Here is a 16,865-nt window from a genome sequence, read left to right on the forward strand (position 1 = left end):
GCACGGGGTCCCGAAGCGCCAGGCCATCGAGCGCGCCCGCTCCCTGCTCGCCCGGGTGGGGCTGGAGCCGGCGCGCTTCGCGGCGCGCTATCCGCACGAGCTGTCGGGCGGCCAGCGCCAGCGCGTCAACATCGCCCGGGCCTTTTGATCCTCCGGGGAGGAACCGTCGGGGACAAGGAGCGCGATCAAGGCGTCCGCCGTCAATGGCACGCAAAGGCTTTCCGACGATGTGTGCCTGGAGGGTTACAGGTCGGCACTTACGAAGGTTTGATTCGGTGCTATTCAGCATCCGCTTTTCTAAAATTCGACCCGAAAGCAGACAGTGGCATAAACACCCAACCCAGACGTTCGTAGCAAGCACCGAGCCTCAGATTTTTATCGTTAGCCTCCCTAGGTATCGGCAGTGCGTCCGAGGCGACGACCTCGTCGTCCGGCATGACGCCGAGGCCGGCCGCCGCGGGGCCGAGGCCCTGGAACGGGACACCGCCGAGCAGATCGCCCAGGCGTTCGAGGGGACCGCCGAGGACCTCTGCCGGGTGGCCAAGGCCCGCGTCCCGTCGGCCAAGCCGTGCCGGATGCCGGGGATGAATTCGCAAAAGATCAGGACGCAACTAAGGGCCGGCGACATCGAGGGCTGGGGCCTCGACCGCCTCCTCGCCGTGGCCGCCACCCTCGGGCTGAAGGCCGAGATCCGCCTCGTGCCCGTCGAGCCCGCCGACTAGGACGCCGTCCGGCCGGACACCGTCCTTGTGCTAGGCGTGACGGCCCTGGACACTCCCTGCAGCAGGGGAGACCGGTCATGACATTCGGCAACGCCGCCGTCCAGAGCATCGTCGACGAGCTCGCCGACGAGCTCGACCAAGACGATTTCGCGCCCCCGCCCACGCCGGAATCCGCGTCGGCCGCCGCCGCCAAGGCGCGCCGCGACGAGGCTGAGCGCAAGCGCATTGAGCGCGCCCGCCGTCGCGACAAGGGCCTGCCCGATGCGCGCGTCGTTGACACCGCCATCGTCCAGGCCTTGGCCGCCGCCTTCAAGGCCGCCGGCGCCCGGGCTCACATGCAGCGGACGGGCAAATTGGCCGGGTTGACCCTCGATGCCGAGGCAATCGCACGGGCCGCCCTGAAGGGTCTCGCCGGCAGGGACATCGCCAAGGACGTGCGGTGGCAGATGATCCAGGCCCGGCTGTTCCCCCAGGGGCGGTGAGGCGCCGCCCGGCGTCCCTTCAACAATCCGATTCACGGCCAGGCAGTAACGGGGCGCTACCTTAGCTGGTGGTGCCTCGTCTGCTTTGGCGTCCGGGCCAGGGAAGGGTTAACCGCGATCCAACGGAGACTGCGCACGACTCTTTCGGAGCCGCCCCAGAGCTGCGATCTCCAATGGGCAGCAGGCGACCGAGGGAGGCCAAGATGAGCAAGTCCTACAACAGCTACCCCGACGCCTCCCGCGTCGCCCACACCTTCGAGAGCGCGGCCCTGGGCCTCGCATGCGTGGCAGCCCGGGCCTGGGCCGACACGAACGCCCGCTTCCAGGCCGACGCCCAAGAGGCTGCCGTCTACCGGGCCGCCTCCGCCCGCCTCGCCGCTGCCCGCGCCAAGCTCGCCCGGGCCGAGGCTGACCGCGACGCCGTCCGTCGCGAGGCCACCCTCCGGGAGCGGGACGCCCAGCGCCGCGATCTCGTCCGCCTCGCCGCCTGAGTGCTGACGAAAGCACGGGTGCGCACGCGGCATGCTGACGAAATGCTTTCGTGTGTGCACAGGGAAAGTATCTACCCCCATTCTTCTTGATGCGACACCCTGCCACGGGGTGCGCTCAGGTCAGAAAAAGGCCCGCCCGGGACACCCCTTGGCGGGCCTTTCTCGTCTCGGGCCGGACGGCGTCCAGGCGGGGCGGACGGTGTCCGGATCAGCGCATCCCGTACCGGACGCCGTCCTGGGGCTCCTCGTCGACGTCGGCCCGGCGGATCGACTGGACGATGCAGGGGTCCGGGTTGTGCCCCTCGGCGGCGAGGCGGTCGTAGAGGGACTGCGTGTACTCGCGGTAGCTCGGGACCCTGGGCATCGTCGCAATGGGGACCTCTCGGGTGAGGTGCCGCCCGATCTGCTCGGGGCGGAAATTGACCAACAGGGCCAGGCGGTCGCGCGGCAGGCTGTCGAGGTAGTCCTTGGCCTGATCGTCCAACATGACGGCGATGGTCTCATCGTCGCCCTCCATCGGCATCAGATACTGGAGTGCGGCGCGCCCGAGGTCAGTGTGGTGCGTCGGGCGGATGTCGGCCTTGTGGACGCCGGCGGAGGTCATCGCGGCCTTGGTCTCGGTCTCGGCGACGAGCTCCTCGACCTGCTCGACGAGCTCGCCCGGAGCCTGGGCGGCCTGCTGCGGCGGGGCAAGGGACCGGAGGATCCAGCGCCCGCCCTCCCAGATCAGCTTCGGGGCGGCCGCGAGGGCGGCCAGGGTGGCGGCGATGACGGCGCCGAGGAACCGACGAACGGACATGGGTGTGCTCCTGTGTGGGGGGGGTGACGATTCGATTGTCCGGGTGGCGACGAAAACGAGAAGGGCTAGAAGTGCGCGGCTCCGAAGATCCGCATCCTCAGGGCGTCGGGTAGCTGCCGCCGGTGCCGGTGCACGGCGGCCAATGCCTGCGAGGCCATGATGACGCTCAGGCACTCCTCGGCCGCCAGGACGTGCCCTGCGTGCGAGTGCGATTTGCCCCAGCCGGAATCGTTGCGGACGGTCGCCAGATCCCCGTCGCGCCCGGACAGGAGTTGCGTCGCCTCGTGGACGGCCTCCCGCACGTCCGGGTCCTGGGCCAACGTCAGCCAGTCCCGTGACGGGTCCTTCGCGATCCTCTCCCGGACGCGCGCGATGGCGGCGTCGACCTCGCGGACAAGCCGGCGGGCGGTCTCGCCGGCCTTGATCGTGGGCACGTCGTCGTACTGCGGGGGCTCGGCGAGCACGGCGGCGGCGAGCTCCGCCTTCCCCTTCGACCAGGCCCAGTCGAGCTTGGTCAGGTGCTTCCGCAGGGCCTCGATGTGGGCACGGCTGTCCGTGGCGTAGAAGCCGGCGAGCCGGTCTGCATCCCGCTTCGCCGCCGCCGCCTCGTCGGCGAGGCGATGGCGCTCCTGGTGGCGGACTGGACCGCCGGCAACGACCGCGCGAAGGACGCCGCCTGATGGCCCGGCGAACCCTTCCCACGAAGGCGGCTGCGCTGGAGGCGAGCCTGCGCGTCGCGGTGACGGAGGGCGCCCGGGACACCAGCACCGGCCGGGCCGCCTTCCGCATGGTCATGATCGAGGCCCGCGGGCAGGCCGCCGTCGACGCGGCGCTGGACCTCGCCCGGGCGGCGCTGGCTGGCCCGAGGCGGTGAACCGTCCCGATCCGGGACTGCGTAAAGTTTTACTGGGTAAGCACCTGTTTACCCTGTCGATAGGTCGCCCCAATCGGATCATGGACTTGGACGGCTTCGCCCTTTACCTTCCAAGTGACCAGACTTCCGCGTTAACCTTCGAGCACGACTTTTCGTGACTTCGATGGCCCCGCCATGATTTCGTCTGCGCATCGAGGCCCCGGCCTCTGCGTGGGAGACGACCGTGACGGACTGGAAGAAGATCATCGAAGCCGAGTTCACCGAGCCAGAGCGGGAAGGCGTGTGCTCGTTCATCGTTCGCGGCAACGACCACGACACACACGAGTACCTCACCCTGAAGGAGGCGGGCGCCTGGGTCCCGCAGTTGCTCGCCGATGAGCCGGTCACGCTCGATCACGGTGTGCAGTTCATGGCGTCGCTTGCCGAGGTGCGGGCTGACTTAAACAGCCGCCTCAGTTGGCACATGCTCTTGGAGCTCATCGCCCCGGACGAGGACGCCACGAAGCTGATCGCCCTCTACGAGCGCGAGACCGGGGTCACGGACGACCAGGCGTTCCCGGCCCACCTCGACCCGGACAAGATCGAGGAGGCGCAGTTCCTAGCGGAGAGCGCGGAGAGCGCGGAGCGGCGGGCGAACTGGGAGGCCGAACACCTCGCCGAGTTGAAGGAGGCTGAGGAAATCCACCTCATCCGGCTAGCCGAACGGGCGGAGCTTGAGAGAAAGGCGGAGGAGCGCCGAGCCGATCAGCGGCGTCGAAACGCGCCCCGTCGTCCGATTCCCGTGGCGGACCCGACCCGCCAGTTCAGCTTCGGTTTTCCCCAGGTCGCCCCGCCTCCCGTCGTAACGCCCCAGTGGCGGTACAAGGAGCGCACAATCGTCGAGGCCATGGTGGCCGCTTGGCTGCACGACGGACGCCCTTCGCCCATGGTCTCGTGCACATGCACCGGACGCCGCGGCAGTCTAGTCTGGGCCCTCGGCCGGCTCGAAGAAGGCGGCCGCTTACTCATGGTGTTCGACGAGAGGCGTCCAGGCCGGGCGGAGTGGCTGAAGTACCGGGGACTGGACCTGCACTACGACTCCGCGCTGCACGAATGGTACCAAGCCTAGTCCTCGCCGTCGTCCAACTCGGCCCCGAGGGCGAGCTCCTCGGGGACCGCGGGCGTCGCATCCATCCGCTCCCGGATCTCGTCGAGGGAGGCCGGACGGTAGGACCACCGGTCCACGCCGACGTCGCACGAGCGGCTGGTGTCCGGCAGCAAGCCATGGGTATGCCCGAAGCAATGCCTCACCCCCCGCCACGCGCCCGGCCAGGCCCGCATCGGGTAGTGGCTGAACACCCAGCGCTGGCCCTGCAACTTCGGCGTGGCGAACAGGTGCTGGGAGTGCCACGGCAGGTCGAGGACCCGCTTACGGTCATGGTTGCCCTTGACGAGGATCTTGCGGCCCCTCAACCGGCGGAAGATCGCGGCGCACCGCTCCGGGCTCGCCCCGAGGGCGAAGTCGCCGAGGTGCCAGACCTCGTCGCGGACGCCAACGGTGGCGTTCCAGGCGGCGACCAGGAACTCGTCGTGCTCCTCGATGGAGGCGAAGGGACGGGACATCGTCCGGATCACAGAGCCGTGCCCGAAGTGCGTGTCGGCGGTGACGAAGGTCTCGAACGGCATGGGGCAGCATCCTCTGGCGAGGGGGCTGCCGCGCACGGTCACGCCCCCGGGGGAACAGGTCTCTCGATGGGGGCGGCTATCGGTTTCACGGGTCTCTCCGGGGGGGCGGTGGAATCGTCAGGTCTAGCCGAGGCCGGTTACGAAATCCCTGGTCGCGGGACCGCGAGGGGAAGGGATCCACAACTGCGCACTCGGACCCTCGACCCGAACGTTGACGCCAACCCACGCGAGCTGAGAGTCTAACGACATGCCCGAATTCAACCTGATCGTGGACGACAACGTCGACCTGTCCGACGGCGGCTGGCTGCTCTGCGAAGCGGCGGGTCTCGACGGTCTCCTAGACCTGGAGACGGCGACCTGGGCGCCCGAGCTCGCCGGGCCGTTTCGCATGCCGATGTTCTCGACCGCCCAGCTTCGAGCCGCGGCCAAGTCCGGCAAGCTCCGGACGATGAAACCCGGGCACGGCATCCTGGTCACCCGACGCGCCCTGCAGGATTGGAGAGACACGACTTGGCACGCAAGCAAGCCCCAGCCCGGCTCAAGTTCGACCTCGACCGGGGCGTCTGGGCGATCCACGACACCCTCGCCGGCAAGCCGTGGAAGCGCAGAACAAGCCACGGCCGAGAGGATCGCGGCAAGGCTGAAAGCGAGTTCGCGGTCTACCTCGCCGAGCGCTCGCGCATCGAGCAAGAGCGGCTCCTAGGCGCTCCCGATTCCGACGACCCGGCGAACAAGGACCCGCGCCTGATCACCGTCGCGACGTGCCTCGCCCACTACGGCACCCTGCAGGTGGGCACGAAGAACGCGGCCCTCACCGGCCAGCACATGGCGCACCTGCTCCGCCACTGGAAGGGCAAGACGCTCGCCCAAGTCACGGGCAAGACGTGCCGCTCGTACACCGCCGAGCGCATCAAGGAGACGTACTCGGCGCCGGGTTCGAAGAAGATCAAGCACGTGAAGGTCCCAACGGCCCGGCGCGAGCTTCAGACCCTCTCGGCCGCCATCGGCGAGTGGCACAAGGAGTTCACGCTGACGGCCCGGCCCCTGGTCTCCCTGCCCGAGGCGGGGCAGGCGCATCCGGACTGGCTGACCGAGGGCGAGTACGCACGGCTGCTAAAGGCGGCCCAGGGATACCGCTGGGCCTGGACCGACCTCGCGACGCGCGAGCCCCAGTGGAAGCGCATCGAGGGCCTGAGGCTCGACCCGTCGGACCACATGGAGCGGTTCTGCGAGATGGGCTTCTACTCGGGCACCAGGTCGGCGGCCCTGCTCGACATGCGCTGGCGCCGGCACCGCACCGCTGGGTACGTCGACTTCACCTCGACGACCTTGTTCCGCAGCGGGCCCGAGGCGCCGGTCTCCCGGAAGCGGCAGACCCCGTGCCGAATCCACGACAAGCTCCTGCCGCTGCTTTCGGCCTGGCGAGAGGCGGATCTCGCCAAGGGCATCGGCCGCGTCATCAGCGACCACGGCAAGGAGATCAAGCGGATCAGCAAGGGGTTCCGGCTGGCCGCCATCCGGGCCTGCCTCGACCGGCGCGAGATCGACGGGACGTACCGCGTCGGAGGCGAGGCGCTGGGCTTCGACGACGACGGGGCGGACGTGCCCGAGACCGACGAAGACGCCGGCATCGACGAGATGGGCTGGCCGACGCCGCACATCCTCCGGCACACCCGGGCGACGCTGATGCTCCGCGCCGGCGTGCCGACCCAAGAGGTCGCGGACTACCTTGGCATGACGCCGGCGATGGTCCTCAAGGTCTACGGGCACACGGCCAGCGAGTACCAGAAGCGGGCCGCCGCGGCGTAGCCTGCAAGGGATCTGCAAAAAAGTCGTCGCCATCCGGACCCGGCGTCACGCCGTGCCCCGTTCGAGGTGGGTCTCGACGAGGAAGGTCGCGACCGCGCCGGCGGCGTTCACGGCGAGGCTGGCGTGCCGGGGAGAGGGCTTCACCGGCGCCCCGGCGTCCCGCTGCGCGCCCCGACCGTGGGCGTCCGAGAACCGGTTGCGCAGGGTGCCGAGCCCGTTCACCAGGTGCATCGCGCCGCCGAGGATGGCCTTGATCGGCTCCTCGGTGTGCTGGTCCGGGGCCAGCCGCAGCGCCTTCGCCACCGCCCCATAGAGCTTAGGCAGGTCGTCCTTCTCGGCGTAGGCCACGGTCCGCTCGTCGAGGATGTGCTTGCACACCGTCTCCAGCAGCGTGCGGGCGACGGTGATGGCGCCCTCGGGATCGGACGACCGGCGCGACAGGGCCTTGGCCCAGACCGCGTGGACGCCGTCGGCGTCGAAGGTCGCCAGCGCGTCCGAAACCACCGCGTCCCCGGGCGCCCGGTTGCGCCCCTCCAGGTGGTCGATCAGCGGCGTGAACGATTCCCGGATGAAGGCGCGCCGCTCCTGGTACCGACCGAGCTTCTCCTTGATGAAGGGCCAGAACGCGTCGAGCGTGCGGGAGGTCCGGACGAACGCGGGCAGCAGCGCCTTCACCTCGGCGTCGGCGAGGAACTCGTGGCGGAGGTGCTCGTAGACGTGGCCTTCGCTGGACCGGCCCGTCGCGTGCTCGATGAGGATGCCCTCCATCATCGCGACCTGCTCCAGCCGGCTCTCCGGAATGTCGTCCACGCGTCGCCCCCGGCGGCCCCGGGAGCGGGGCGGAAATGGGTTGGAAACCCCGTGCCTGGGTCGGTTTGGAGTGATACCGGATTGAACGGCGTTGCACGGGACGGCATGGTTTCCGGAGTGGAGCCTTGCCGCCAAGAGGGCACCATGCTACGGGAACCGTGCGTTGCCAAGGTTGGGGTCGAGGGTTCGAATCCCTTCGCCCGCTCCAATTTTCCCAACCGATCCAACGTCTTCAAGCGTCCTCCGGGGCGCTTTTCGCGTTTCGGGCGCGGTAGGCGGCCGGCGTCGTCGCGAAATGGCGGCGGAAGTGCCGGCGCAGAGTCGCTGCCGTGGCGAAGCCCGCCGCCTCGGCCACGGCCTGGAGCGGCCGGTCGGCCTCGTCCAGGAGGTCGCGGGCGCGCGCGAGGCGCAGGGCGAGGAGCCAGCGCGCCGGCGTGGTGCCGGTGGCGTCGGCAAAGCGGCGCAGAAATGTCCGCGCACTCATCCCCGCCCGCGCGGCGAGGACGGCGATCGGCCAGTCGCGCCCCGGCTCCGCCCGGATCGCATCGAGGAGCGGCCCGATCCGCGCGGCCTCGTGGGGCACCGCGACCGCCCCCGGCACGCGCTGCGTCTGGCCGCCGTCCCGGTGGGGCGGGACGACGAGACGCCGTGCCACGAGGTTGGCAGCCGCCACGCCGAAATCGCGCCGCACCAGGTGCAGGCAGAGGTCGATGCCCGCGGCGGAGCCGGCCGAGGTGAGGACCTGGCCCTCGTCCACGTAGAGGACGTCCGCCACGAAGCGGATGCCGGGGTGGCGCGCCGCCAGCGCCTCGGCGTGGCGCCAATGGGTGGTGGCGCGGCGTCCCTCCAGCAGGCCGGCGGCCGCGAGGACGAAGATCCCGGAGCAGATCGAGAGCAGGCGCGCCCCGCGCGCCGCCGCCGCCCGGAGCGCCTCCACCAGCGAGCCGGGCACCGGCAGGCCGGCTCCGCGCCAGCCCGGCACCACGATGGTACCGGCCTCGGCCAGGAGGTCGAGGCCGCCATCGGCCAGGACGCGTACGCCGCCCTCGGCCCGCATCGGACCGGGCTCGAGCCCGGCCACGGCGAAGCGGTACCAGTCCGCGCCCATCTCCGGGCGGGGCAGCCCGAAGATCTCCACGGCGACGCCGAACTCGAAGGTGCAGAGCCCGTCATAGGCCAGCACCACCACGAGGCGGTCTTCGGGGGCGAGGCGGGTTTGAGAGACGCGGCACGCTTGCGGCTTTGGCATGATCGCGACGCTAACTGGCGATCCCGCCCGCCGCCAAGCCGCGTGCCCGCTGCTACCTCTGTCCGTCCACCGAGCCGTCTTGGAGAGAGGATCCATGAACCCCGTCAGCGCCATCCCCGCCTGCCCGCCCGCGATCGCGCGCGACCATTTCCGCCGCCGCCTCGAACTGGAGACCGACTGCGCGGACGTGGCCGCCGCCCTGCTGGCCGGGCCGCCCGACTTCGTGCTCCTGCACGCCGTCGGCTCCGAGGCCGCGTTCCGGCAGCGCCACATCCCGGGCGCCCTGCACCTGCCGCACCGCCTCATCACCGCCGAGCGCATGGCCGCATGGCCCGCGGACACGCTGTTCGTCGTCTACTGCGCGGGCCCCCATTGCAACGGTGCCGACCGTGCGGCCCTGCGGCTCGCCGAACTCGGGCGCCCCGTGAAGCTGATGCTGGGCGGGCTGACGGGCTGGGCGGACGAGGGCCTGGAATTCGCGGGCGAATCCTGAAACCGGTCACGGTCCGGGCTCCGCCCTTCAAGCTTCCTTTACCATGATGGGAACAAGGATCGGGCCGGGGCGGCATCCGGGCCCGCCCTCAGCCGGACGGCCATGTTCCTGTTCACCACGCCCCCCGCCAGCCCCCGCGAGACCGGCGCCAGCCGGGAGGCGGGCACGCGCGGGACGGCCCCGAACGGCCGCACCGGCGCGACGGGCGGGGTGATCGAGGCGATCCGAGACGGGGCGCAGACCTCCGGCGCGGGCTTCGACTACCTCCTGGCCACGGCCCAGCGCGAATCCTCCCTCGACCCCTCCGCCAAGGCCGGGACCTCCTCGGCCACCGGCCTGTTCCAGTTCATCGAGCAGACTTGGCTCGGCACCATGAAGAGCGCGGGGCCCCGGCTCGGCCTCTCGACCTACGCGGATGCCATCACCCGGGGCGCCGACGGCACCTACACGGTGAGCGACCCGGCCGCCCGGCAGACCATCCTGGACCTGCGCCGCGATCCGAAGATCGCCGCCACCATGGCGGGCGCCCTGACCGAACGGAACCGCGAGAGCCTGAGCGCCACCCTCGGGCGGGAGCCGACGGGGGGTGACCTCTACGCCGCCCACGTCCTCGGGGCGCGGGGGGCCGCCGCCCTCATCGCCACCGCGCAGGCGAGCCCGGCCCGGGCCGCCGCCCTCGACATGCCGGAGGCGGCCGCCGCCAACCGGAACCTGTTCTACGACAAGGCCGGGCGCCCGCGCGGGGCGGCCGAGCTCTACGCCCACCTCGCCACCGCGCGAGCGGGCAGCGCGCCGAATCCCGTCGCCGCCACCGTCGCGCTGCCCGAGGGCGCCACCGCCTACGCCTCCCTCAACGAGGGCGGCCTGCGCTCGATGTTCCAGACCGACGCCCGCCAGCAGGGCGGCGTCTCGGCCGGCGTCGCCCGGCTCTGGCAGGGCCGGGCCCCCGGCGCCGAGCCCGCCCGCAGCGCGCCGAGTTACTTTCCGCGCTCGGACGGCGGGGAGGCGCCTCAGGCCGACCCCGCGACCGCCCCCGATCGCGCCGCCTCGGCCCCGGCGGACGTCACCGGCCCCACGCTCACCGGCACCGCGCTCACCGGCGCGCCGCTGCCGCCGCGCCGGCCGGCCGAATTCGGCGCCTCCGGCCAGGCGGTCCGGTCCGGCGCCCCCCTCGACCTGTCCCTCTTCACGATCCGGAGCGGCCCATGATCATCCGCCAGTTCCTCGCCTGGACGCAGCACAGCTCCGCCGCGCGCCGGGCGGAGGCGGCGGGATCACTCGCCCGCGCCTACCTCTATGGCGGCCTCGGCGAAGAGATCGCCTGGGAGGCGGAGGCGGCGCTCCTGGCGCTCCTCGACGATCCTTCCAGCCTCGTGCGACGGGCCCTGGCGGAGGCCTGCGCCGGTTGCGCCACGGCGCCCCGGACCCTGATCGTCGCCCTCGCGGGCGATCAGGCGGACATCGCCGCCCTGGTTCTGTCCCGCTCGCCGGTGCTGGGGGATGCCGACCTCGTGGACGGCGTCGCCATCGGCTGCCTCACCGTCCGCCGCGCGATCGCGGGCCGGGCGAACCTGGCGGCGGGCGTTGCCGGGGCACTCGCGGAGATCGGGGAGGCGCCGGCCCTCGTCGCCCTCGCGCGCAACCGCAGTGCCCGGATCACCACCGGCAGCCTGATGCGGATGGTCGAGCGCCACGGCGACGACGCCGCCTTGCGCGAGGCGATCCTGACGCGGCCGAACCTGCCCCTCGAGGTGCGCCAGAGCATCACGACCCGGCTCGCCGAAGCTCTCTCGGCCTTCGCGGTGTCCTCCGGCTGGCTCACCCCGGCCCGCAGCGCGCGCGCCAGCCGGGAGGCGCAGGAGCGCGCGACCCTGGCCTTCAGCGCCGAGGCCCACCCGATCGACCTCGCCCGCCTCGTGACCCATCTCAAGGCGCAGGGTCAGCTCAATGCCGGCCTGCTGCTGCGGGCCATCCTGTCCGGCCACATGGCCTTCGCGGAGGCGGCGCTGGCCGACCTCTCGGGCCTGCCGCTGCGCCGGGTGGCGGGGCTGATGCAGGAGGGCTCCACCGCTGCCTTCGCCGCCCTCCATCGCAAGGCCGGCCTGTCGCCCGTGCTGCTGCCGGCCTTCGGCGCCGCCCTGTCGGCGTGGCGCGAGGCGGGGCAGGGCGCCATCGTCAGCGCGGGCGCCAGCCTGTCGCGCCTGATGATCGAGCGGGCGCTGACCGCCTGCGAGACGATGCCCTTCGCCGAGGCACAGGGCGTCATGGCGCTCCTCGCCCGCTTCGAGGCCGAGGCGGCGCGCGACGAGGCGCGGGTGCTCGCCCGCGAACTCGCCGCGGACGCCGCACGCGCGGACGCCCTGCGGATGGAGAACGAGATCCTCGACGGCGAGTGGCGCGAGGCCCAGCGCCTCGTCACCCAGGGGCCTGTCGCGGAGGCCGCCCCCCGGGCCGAAGCCGACCCGATCGCGAAGCCAGCCCCGGACGCTCAGCCCGCGCAGGCCGAGGTGCCCGACGACGAGCCCCGCACCGATCCCGTCGGCGTCATCCTCGACGCCCTGCCCGATGCCATCCTGGCCGAGTTCCAGGGCAGCCGGGAGCACGCGCGCAAGCTCACGGTCGAGGTCGTCCTCGACGCCATCCCGGAGGCCCTGGTGGCGAGCTACCGCGCGGATCGCGAGCGGATCGCCGCCTGAGCGATCCTCCTCAGCCGAACTGCTCGCGCAGGATGCGCTCGTCGAGGCTGTGGCCGGGATCGTGCAGCAGGGTCAGGTTGGTGGCGTGGTCGAGCCAGGTCTGCACCGTGCAGACCCGCCGGAACTCGGTGTGGTCGGCCACCGCCGCCACGGGGCGGTGCTCGGCATCCAGCACCTCGATCTGAATGCGGGCGTAGTCCGGCAGCAGCGCGCCGCGCCAGCGCCGGGGCCGGAAGGCCGAGATCGGCGTCAGGGCCAGGAGGCGGGCGTTGAGGGGCAGGATCGGCCCGCCCACCGAGAGGTTGTAGGCGGTGGAGCCGGCCGGGGTCGCCGCGAGCACGCCGTCGGCGATGAGTTCGGGCAGGCGGACATGGCCGTCGACGGAGATCCGGAGCTTGGCGGTCTGGTGCGTCTGACGCAGCATGTAGACCTCGTTGAGGGCCCGGGCCTGGTGCCGGCGGCCCTCGGTGTCCAAGGCCTCCATCATCAGCGGGTGGATGATGCTGCGCTTGGTGTTCTCCAGGCGCTCGATCAGCCCGTCCTCGCGGAACTCGTTCATGAGGAAGCCGACGGTGCCGCGGTTCATGCCGTAGATCGGCGTGCCGGCGTGCATGAAGCGGTGCAGGGTCTGGAGCATGAGGCCGTCGCCGCCCAGCGCCACCACCACGTCCGCCTCGTCGGGGGGCACGTGGTCGTAGCGGCGCATCAGGGTCGCGGCCGCCTGGCGGGCGTCCTCCGTGGGACTCGCGACGAAGGCAAGCCGTTCGAAACGCCGCGCCATGGGCTCACATCCGCCTTGCCGACGCGAAGCGTTCGCTCCAGCGTCTCGTTTCCAGTCCCGCCGGCATCCCCGCCGGACCGCTCCCGCCGGTGGAGCGGCAGAGCCCTGGTCGGAGACCCATAGCATGGAGCGGCCGCTTCTCGTCTACACCACCTTCCCGGATGCCGGCACCGCCCTGAGGATCGGTGAAGACCTCGTGCGGCTGCGGCTGGCGGCCTGCGTCAACGTCCTGCCGGGGATGCTCTCCGTCTACGCCTGGAAGGGTGCAGTGGAGCGGGGATCGGAGGTCGTCGCGATCCTGAAGAGCCGGGAGGGACTGGCGGAGCCGCTCGGCGCCGCCCTGAAAGCGCGCCACCCCTACGAGACGCCGATCATCCTGCATCTGCCCGTGGTGGGCGCCGACCCCGACACCGCGGCCTGGATCCTGGCGGAGACCGGCGCAGAGGCGGTTCAGGGGCCACCCACCGGGTAGCTGCGCCCCTTCCAGGCCGGCGTCCCGGCGCCCCGGCGCCGCAGGAGGGCGCGCCACTGGATCGCCAGAGCCACCAGAACGGTGAAGGGATGGAGGAGGATCGTCCCCGCCGGCTCGCGGGTGACCAGGGTGATCGCCGCCCGCGTCGCCAGGGAGACCAGGGCCGCCGCGACGGCCGGGAAGACCACGGCCCCCGAGCCGAAGCCCAGGAGGGCGGCGAGGAGGAGCAGCCAGGGCAGCACGTGGCCGCCGGCCAGCAGCAGGGTCCAGACGGGCAGGGCGCGCGGCGTCGCCATGCCCTCGCGGGCGTTCTTCGAGAAGCCGGCCCAAGCCTCGCCGAACCCCCGGTACATCCGGCAGGTGGCCAGCGCGTGCGCGGCGACCAGATCGGTGCGGTAGCCGGCCCGGCGGAACCGGCGCGGCAGCACGACGCCGTCATGCAGGCTGGTGCGCACGGCGCCGTGGCCGCCGGTGTCCTCGTAGGCGGCGCGGGCGACGAGGACGAGCTGGCCGCAGGCGGCCCCGAGGCTGGGGCGCGGGGAAGCCCGCATCATCGCCATCGGCAGGTAGCCGACGAGGAGGAAATTGATCATCGGGACCGTCAGGCGCTCGCCGAGCGTGCCCATGCGCTGGCGCGGCACGCCGCTGACCAGGGCCGAATCGGTCCGCCGCGCATGGGCGACGAGGGCGGCGGCGGCGGCCGGCGCCAGGGTGACGTCGGCATCCACGAAGAGGAGGTGGGTTCCCTGCGCCGCCTCGGCCAGCCGGGCGCAGGCGTGGTTCTTCCCCGTCCAGCCCTCGGGCAGGGGCGGGATCGGAATCAGGCGCAGGCGGTGGTCGGTGGCGGCGATGCCGGCCACGATGGCGGCGGTGTCGTCGGTGGAGTGGTCGTCGCCGACCAGCACCTCCAGGGCGACCCCGGCGCTCGCGAGGGCCGCCCGCACCGTCGTGGCGATGACGGCCGCCTCGTTGCGGGCCGGAATGAGAACCGAGACCCGGGAACGGACGTCGAGGTCCGGCTCGGGGGTGCGCAGGATCGAGAGGTTGACCCAGGCGATCAGGCCGGGCAGCGCCGCGCAGGCCAGGGCCAGGATCGCGAGACCGAGCATCACGGGACCGGATCTCCCTTCTGACGGTGGGCCGGCTCGAAGCGCCGCCCCGTGAGGACGGCGCCGAGGCGCCGCCAGAGATCGTAGACCCCGCCGACGCCCTTGGCACCCGAGGCGAGCGGCGTGAAGCGCGCGGCCTCGCGCGAGACCACGTCGGCGCTCAAGGCGTCGAGGGTCGCGGTCAGGTCCGCCTCCATCCGGGCGAGCCGCTCGGCCCGCGGCAGGGCGAGGAGCGCGGCCCCGGAGACGGGCGTGCCGAAGGCCGCGAAGGCCTCGCCGCCCCGCTCCTCCCAGAAGGCGTATTCGAGGGCCAGGGGCACGAACAGGGCGTCGGGCGCGATCTCGGGCAGGCGGCCGACGCCGGCGCGCAAGCCCAGCGGCCGGGCGCGGACATCCTGGAAGCGCCCCTGGGCGGTGATCCAGATCATCCGGTTCGGCGCCGCGAGGATGCGCCGCGTCGCCCGCAAGAACTGGGCCGCGCCCCGGGCCGAGTCGAGGTCCACCGCAAAGGCCCCCATCCGGGCGAAGACCGCGTACTTCTCCAGCATCAGCGCGTCGAAGGGCGCGTAGCTCTCGCGCGCCGGGAAGAGCTTGCCGGCGAGCAGGATGACCACGGCCGCGTCCCACCAGGCCGGATGGTTGCAGTAGACCACCACCGGGCCGGGATGATCGGCGCAGGCGGGCACGCCCCAGCGGGCGAGCCGCAGGGCGTTGAGGTGACGCCGCACGTAGCGGTCGAAGTACCCGACCATGAACCGCCACAGTGCGGGCGATCGGGCGGGGCCGTTCTCGCGGGACACGCGTCGGGCCTTCAGGCGCTGGCGCGCTCCTCGCCCCTGGCATCGGTGTCGAGGGCGTCCGCCGCGATCCAGCCCGACATCATCACCATCGGCATGCCGGGACCCGGGTGGGCTGCCCCGCCCGCGAGGTAGAGACCGCGCACCTGCCGCGAGCGGTTGCCCGGCTTGAAGGCGCCCATAAACTTGCCGTGGGAGGCCAGCCCGTAGATCGCGCCGTTGAGCACCTTGTAGCGCTCGTGGATGTCCTGCGGGGTGAGGTGGCGCTCGACGACGATGCGCTCCTCGAGGTCGGGCATGTGGCCCGTGCGCTTGAGCTTGTCGAGGATGACCTGCCGGTAGGCCGGGAACATTTTTTTCCAGTCATGATGCGGCCTGAGATAGGGGGTGTGCACCAGGACGTAGAGCGCCTCGCCCCCCTCGGGCGCCACCGACGGGTCGGTGGAGGCGGGGGCCGCGAGGTAGGCGGTCGGGTCCGGGGCCGGCTCGCCCTTGTGGTAGATGTAGTCGAACTCCTCCTCCGGATCGCGGGAGAAGACGAAGTCGTGGTGGTTCAGGTGCTCGTAGCGCTTGTTCAGCCCGAGATAGAGCACCACGCCGGAGCAGGCCGGCTCGAAGCTCTTCTTCTCATAAGATCTGCCGACGTCGCCGCCGACGAGCTCGCGGTAGGTGCGCACCGAATCCATGTTCGAGATCACGGCGTCGAACGGAGTGATCCCGGAGGCGGTCTTCACGCCCTTGACCGTGCCCTTCTCGATGGAAAGGCCCGTGACCTCGTCGCCGGGCCGCAGGGTGGCGCCGAGCTCGGAGGCGAGCTTGGTCAGGGCCTCGGCCACCGCGCGGGTGCCGCCCATCGGGTACCAGACCCCTTCGGCCGTCTGCATGTGTGCGATGGCGCAGAGCACGGCCGGAGCGCCGTAGGGCGAGGAGCCGACATATTGCACGAAGTGGTCGAGCATCTGCGCGAGACGCGCGTCCTTGACCTTAGAGCGGATGGTGCCGGCGACGGACGTGCCCATGCGCAGGGAGAGCACGTCCCGCAGGGTGCCGGGATTCAAGTTGGCGCGGATGTTGATCGTGTCGAACAGGTCCTCGACAGGCTTCCAGAAGAAGAACTTGTTCGAGACGTCGTGCAGGTGCTCGGAGATCTCGAGGAACTTCTTGTAGCCCTCGCCGGCGCCGGTTCCGGGGGCGAAGCGCTCCATGTCGGCGGCCATGGTGGGCACGTCGGCCATGAGGTCGAGACGGGTGTCGTCGTCGAAGAAGCAGCGCCATTGCGGATCGAGGCGGCGCAGGTCCAGGTAGTCGTGGATGTCGCGTCCGGCCTCCTGGAAGATGCGCTCCAGCACCTTCGGCACGGTCAGGATCGTCGGCCCCATGTCGAAGCGGAAGCCGCCCTCGTGCAGGACAGCGGCCTTGCCCCCGAGCCAGTCGTTCTTGTCGTAGAGCGTGACTTTGTGGCCCCGCGCGGCGCTCACGCAGGCGGCCGCCAGGCCGCCCAACCCTGCGCCGACGACGGCGACCGAAGACCCAGCCCGCATGTTCGTGTCACTCCCCGGGCCGGTCCGAAAGCCCATACCCCGCATGAAGCTAGACCGGATGGCCGCGCGGTCAAC

At 71.6% G+C, this 16,865-nt stretch carries 20 protein-coding genes and 1 pseudogene; 12 read left to right on the forward strand and 9 right to left on the reverse strand.

Annotated elements, in window-relative coordinates:
• The 4 genes and pseudogenes from MKK58_RS24330 to MKK58_RS24345 all read left to right on the forward strand — a co-directional run.
• Window positions 1–142: pseudogene (locus MKK58_RS24330) on the forward strand (ATP-binding cassette domain-containing protein); the annotation flags it as partial.
• Window positions 143–584: 442 nt separating this feature from the next.
• On the forward strand, window positions 585–722 hold the full coding sequence (locus MKK58_RS24335; protein ID WP_243915545.1) for a hypothetical protein: 138 nt from the start codon (window positions 585–587) through the stop codon (window positions 720–722).
• 77 nt (window positions 723–799) lie between these two features.
• Window positions 800–1,204, forward strand: coding sequence for a hypothetical protein (locus tag MKK58_RS24340; protein ID WP_243915546.1), 405 nt, complete (start codon window positions 800–802; stop codon window positions 1,202–1,204).
• A gap of 203 nt (window positions 1,205–1,407) precedes the next feature.
• Window positions 1,408–1,695, forward strand: coding sequence for a hypothetical protein (locus tag MKK58_RS24345; protein WP_243915547.1), 288 nt, complete (start codon window positions 1,408–1,410; stop codon window positions 1,693–1,695).
• Between the two features lie 208 nt (window positions 1,696–1,903).
• Here the strand turns inward: MKK58_RS24345 and MKK58_RS24350 are convergent, their stop codons facing one another.
• Both MKK58_RS24350 and MKK58_RS24355 read right to left on the reverse strand, forming a co-directional pair.
• Window positions 1,904–2,494 (reverse strand): hypothetical protein, encoded by a 591-nt coding sequence (locus MKK58_RS24350; protein WP_243915548.1) that lies wholly within the window; start codon window positions 2,492–2,494, stop codon window positions 1,904–1,906.
• Window positions 2,495–2,559: 65 nt separating this feature from the next.
• Window positions 2,560–2,958 (reverse strand): hypothetical protein, encoded by a 399-nt coding sequence (locus MKK58_RS24355; RefSeq protein ID WP_243915549.1) that lies wholly within the window; start codon window positions 2,956–2,958, stop codon window positions 2,560–2,562.
• A 54-nt stretch (window positions 2,959–3,012) separates the two neighbouring features.
• Here MKK58_RS24355 and MKK58_RS24360 point away from each other — a divergent pair, with 54 nt between their 5' ends.
• The 3 genes from MKK58_RS24360 (at window position 3,013) to MKK58_RS24370 (ending at window position 4,476) form a co-directional block, all read left to right on the forward strand.
• Window positions 3,013–3,174 carry a hypothetical protein gene (locus MKK58_RS24360; RefSeq protein WP_243915550.1) on the forward strand — a complete coding sequence of 54 codons (162 nt, stop codon included), beginning with the start codon at window positions 3,013–3,015 and terminating at the stop codon, window positions 3,172–3,174.
• On the forward strand, window positions 3,174–3,368 hold the full coding sequence (locus tag MKK58_RS24365; protein ID WP_243915551.1) for a hypothetical protein: 195 nt from the start codon (window positions 3,174–3,176) through the stop codon (window positions 3,366–3,368). The genes MKK58_RS24360 and MKK58_RS24365 overlap by 1 nt, the downstream gene beginning before the upstream one ends.
• A 223-nt stretch (window positions 3,369–3,591) precedes the next feature.
• A complete protein-coding gene (locus MKK58_RS24370; RefSeq protein WP_243915552.1) occupies window positions 3,592–4,476 on the forward strand; it encodes a hypothetical protein in 885 nt (294 codons plus the stop codon).
• On the opposite strand, the gene MKK58_RS24375 is transcribed toward MKK58_RS24370, so the two are convergent.
• Complete coding sequence (locus MKK58_RS24375) at window positions 4,473–5,033, reverse strand: metallophosphoesterase (RefSeq protein WP_243915553.1); 561 nt, start codon at window positions 5,031–5,033, stop codon at window positions 4,473–4,475. The genes MKK58_RS24370 and MKK58_RS24375 overlap by 4 nt on opposite strands.
• Before the next feature lie 510 nt (window positions 5,034–5,543).
• Here MKK58_RS24375 and MKK58_RS24380 point away from each other — a divergent pair.
• The gene (locus MKK58_RS24380) at window positions 5,544–6,842 is read left to right on the forward strand and encodes a tyrosine-type recombinase/integrase (RefSeq protein ID WP_243915554.1); all 1,299 of its coding nucleotides are present in this window, start codon (window positions 5,544–5,546) and stop codon (window positions 6,840–6,842) included.
• A 45-nt stretch (window positions 6,843–6,887) separates the two neighbouring features.
• On the opposite strand, the gene MKK58_RS24385 is transcribed toward MKK58_RS24380, so the two are convergent.
• Together MKK58_RS24385 and ftrA are read right to left on the reverse strand one after the other, a co-directional pair.
• Window positions 6,888–7,652 (reverse strand): abortive infection family protein, encoded by a 765-nt coding sequence (locus MKK58_RS24385; RefSeq protein ID WP_243915555.1) that lies wholly within the window; start codon window positions 7,650–7,652, stop codon window positions 6,888–6,890.
• 232 nt (window positions 7,653–7,884) lie between these two features.
• Window positions 7,885–8,901, reverse strand: coding sequence for a transcriptional regulator FtrA (gene ftrA, locus MKK58_RS24390; RefSeq protein WP_243915556.1), 1,017 nt, complete (start codon window positions 8,899–8,901; stop codon window positions 7,885–7,887).
• A 94-nt stretch (window positions 8,902–8,995) separates the two neighbouring features.
• On the opposite strand from ftrA, the gene MKK58_RS24395 reads away from it, so the two are divergent.
• The 3 genes from MKK58_RS24395 to MKK58_RS24405 all read left to right on the forward strand — a co-directional run bounded on the left by MKK58_RS24395 (window position 8,996) and on the right by MKK58_RS24405 (window position 12,090).
• Window positions 8,996–9,394 (forward strand): rhodanese-like domain-containing protein, encoded by a 399-nt coding sequence (locus MKK58_RS24395; RefSeq protein ID WP_243915557.1) that lies wholly within the window; start codon window positions 8,996–8,998, stop codon window positions 9,392–9,394.
• A 102-nt stretch (window positions 9,395–9,496) separates the two neighbouring features.
• On the forward strand, window positions 9,497–10,603 hold the full coding sequence (locus MKK58_RS24400) for a lytic transglycosylase domain-containing protein (protein ID WP_243915558.1): 1,107 nt from the start codon (window positions 9,497–9,499) through the stop codon (window positions 10,601–10,603).
• A complete protein-coding gene (locus MKK58_RS24405; RefSeq protein WP_243915559.1) occupies window positions 10,600–12,090 on the forward strand; it encodes a DUF2336 domain-containing protein in 1,491 nt (496 codons plus the stop codon). The genes MKK58_RS24400 and MKK58_RS24405 overlap by 4 nt, the downstream gene beginning before the upstream one ends.
• A gap of 10 nt (window positions 12,091–12,100) precedes the next feature.
• On the opposite strand, the gene MKK58_RS24410 is transcribed toward MKK58_RS24405, so the two are convergent.
• On the reverse strand, window positions 12,101–12,871 hold the full coding sequence (locus MKK58_RS24410) for an NAD kinase (protein ID WP_243915560.1): 771 nt from the start codon (window positions 12,869–12,871) through the stop codon (window positions 12,101–12,103).
• 124 nt (window positions 12,872–12,995) lie between these two features.
• On the opposite strand from MKK58_RS24410, the gene cutA reads away from it, so the two are divergent.
• Entirely contained in the window at window positions 12,996–13,343 is a 348-nt protein-coding gene (cutA, locus tag MKK58_RS24415; RefSeq protein WP_243915561.1) for a divalent-cation tolerance protein CutA, read from the forward strand.
• Here the strand turns inward: cutA and MKK58_RS24420 are convergent.
• The 3 genes from MKK58_RS24420 to MKK58_RS24430 are packed head-to-tail and all read right to left on the reverse strand — an operon-like array spanning window position 13,322 to window position 16,790.
• A complete protein-coding gene (locus MKK58_RS24420; RefSeq protein ID WP_243915578.1) occupies window positions 13,322–14,452 on the reverse strand; it encodes a glycosyltransferase in 1,131 nt (376 codons plus the stop codon). The two genes, cutA and MKK58_RS24420, sit on opposite strands and share 22 nt — an antisense overlap.
• On the reverse strand, window positions 14,452–15,204 hold the full coding sequence (locus MKK58_RS24425; protein ID WP_243915579.1) for a lysophospholipid acyltransferase family protein: 753 nt from the start codon (window positions 15,202–15,204) through the stop codon (window positions 14,452–14,454). Before MKK58_RS24425 ends, MKK58_RS24420 begins: the two co-directional genes overlap by 1 nt.
• Window positions 15,205–15,263: 59 nt before the next feature.
• On the reverse strand, window positions 15,264–16,790 hold the full coding sequence (locus MKK58_RS24430) for a phytoene desaturase family protein (RefSeq protein ID WP_243915562.1): 1,527 nt from the start codon (window positions 16,788–16,790) through the stop codon (window positions 15,264–15,266).
• Between the last annotated feature and the right edge of the window lie 75 nt (window positions 16,791–16,865).

Source organism: Methylobacterium sp. J-078, assembly GCF_022829285.1.
GTDB lineage: Bacteria > Pseudomonadota > Alphaproteobacteria > Rhizobiales > Beijerinckiaceae > Methylobacterium.